Here is a 1,783-nt window from a genome sequence, read left to right as displayed (position 1 = left end):
TTACCGTGCTTATTCGCAACAAATAGGAAGTCTGTACCATTAATACGATCCGCAACCATTCCTCTTGCGGGTCCTTCTTCCTTATAAAGCGCTTGGGTACCTATGGGCGTTAGTTTGCCTTCTTTGTTCAAACTGAAGATATCAATACCTCCAAAACCTCCTGCATATACGTAATGGGACCCCCCTTTTTCATAACTGGTTACCGTTACCGTATTATTGGCGGATACGCTCTTAAAATCCTGCATATAAGGCATTAAATCATCTTTTGTTTGCGACAAGCAAATTTGAGATAAAAGCGCTGCGATGAAAACAATGGATATTTTTATGCTATTCATAATTTTAAGCTTTTTTGAATGGTATGGATTATTCCAAGATTGCATTTGCGCCAACAGTAGCAATGTCGTGATCTTGCTCAATAGTACCACCGCTAACACCTATGGCGCCTATAATTTTCCCATTTGCATTTTTAATGGGAACACCGCCGGGAAACGTCATGAGTCCGTCATTGGAAAGTTCAATATTATAGATAATGCCCCCGGGTTGGGAAAGCTTACCTAGGTCGCCCGTATTTATGTCAAAATAACGGGATGTTTTTGCTTTTTTTATCGCGATGTCTATACTTCCTAAATAAGAATCGTCCATACGGATAAATGCCTTTAAGTTCGCACCTGCATCAACCACGGCAATATTTACCAAGACATTTGAATCTTCGGCTTTTTCTTTTGCGGCCAACACCGCTTTTAAGGCATCTTCATGTGAAATATCAGTTGCGCTTTGTGCAAAAACAGCGCCTGTATTTAGAAGAATCAATAGGATTACGTATTTAATACTTTTTGATAATAGAACTTTATTTTTCATCACTATTCACATTTTTAGGTATGCAAATATCTTGAATGCAAATCGTAAAAAAGTTGAACAAGTTCAACTAGCAAAAATTATTTTCCGCTTTTTTTTATCTTACTTAAAAATTCGTGACGAATACCAAGATAGCCTGCGATCTGTTTGTCTGTAAGTTTGGATGCGATGTCCGGGTAGGTTTGTATAAAATGGAAATAACGTTCTTTTGCCGTAAAACAATGATTACGCACCAGCCGTCTTTGCCATGATACCAATCCTTTTTGAAACATAATACGGAACAGCTTTTCTACAATTGGAAGGGATTCGTACAGCGTTATTTTATCTTGTCTGCTAATTAAAAGCACCTTACTGTCTTCCAGAGCTTCAATATTCAAATCAGAAGCGGTTTGATGCATAAAACTATCAATATCCATCAACCACCAATCCTTAGCTGCAAAATATAGGGTGTTTTCATTTCCATTTTTATCCATCGTAAAAATCCGAAAACAACCTTCTACGACAAAGCCTTCGAATTTACAGATGCTTCCTTGGGTCAATAATAATTCTTTTTTTTTGAAACTTTGGGGCTTAAAATCCTTGCAAACAGCTTCCAATTCTGCATCGGAAAGATTTAAATTTTTCTTTATGTTTTGTTTTAGTAAATCGTATGACATTGTTTATTGAAAATTAAGATCATTGGAGCAATTTACTGAAATCAGCGCTCAATACTGAATTGTATGGCTTCCTTTTACCCGTGTCATATGCGAATTTACTTTTGTTTCCTCATCTTCTGCTACGTCATTCATAAAAATACTGCTTGACGCTGCATTTGCCAAACTTTCCAAATCAAGCTTTATCTTCATTTCCCCGGGAATATCCATTTGAAGCAATTTTTCCCCTTGAACAACATCCCATTTTATGAACAAATTTCATTCAGGAGAAGGCA

General features: G+C 36.8%; 3 protein-coding genes and 1 pseudogene. All 4 read right to left on the bottom strand.

The annotated features are described in order from the left end of the window. Nucleotides 1-335, bottom strand: a pseudogene (locus WBM98_RS07410) (Dabb family protein); the annotation flags it as partial. A 28-nt stretch (nucleotides 336-363) separates the two neighbouring features. Then, a complete protein-coding gene (locus WBM98_RS07405) occupies nucleotides 364-858 on the bottom strand; it encodes a GlcG/HbpS family heme-binding protein (RefSeq protein ID WP_424365386.1) in 495 nt (164 codons plus the stop codon). Between the two features lie 77 nt (nucleotides 859-935). Beyond that, nucleotides 936-1,511: a Crp/Fnr family transcriptional regulator gene (locus WBM98_RS07400; protein WP_424365385.1), complete on the bottom strand. Its 576-nt coding sequence runs from the start codon at nucleotides 1,509-1,511 to the stop codon at nucleotides 936-938. 48 nt (nucleotides 1,512-1,559) lie between these two features. Then, nucleotides 1,560-1,718, bottom strand: coding sequence for a hypothetical protein (locus WBM98_RS07395; protein ID WP_424365384.1), 159 nt, complete (start codon nucleotides 1,716-1,718; stop codon nucleotides 1,560-1,562). Between the last annotated feature and the right edge of the window lie 65 nt (nucleotides 1,719-1,783).

The sequence above is a fragment of the Maribacter sp. genome, from assembly GCF_049667165.1.
In the GTDB taxonomy this organism is placed as follows: domain Bacteria; phylum Bacteroidota; class Bacteroidia; order Flavobacteriales; family Flavobacteriaceae; genus Maribacter_A.
This window is presented reverse-complemented; position numbering and strand designations above follow the sequence as displayed.

Coding starts and splice junctions, on each gene's coding strand:
- WBM98_RS07405 (WP_424365386.1), bottom strand. CDS start 858: ATGAAAAATAAAGTTCTATTATCAAAAAGTATTAAATACGTAATCCTA.
- WBM98_RS07395 (WP_424365384.1), bottom strand. CDS start 1,718: ATGGATATTCCCGGGGAAATGAAGATAAAGCTTGATTTGGAAAGTTTG.
- WBM98_RS07400 (WP_424365385.1), bottom strand. CDS start 1,511: ATGTCATACGATTTACTAAAACAAAACATAAAGAAAAATTTAAATCTT.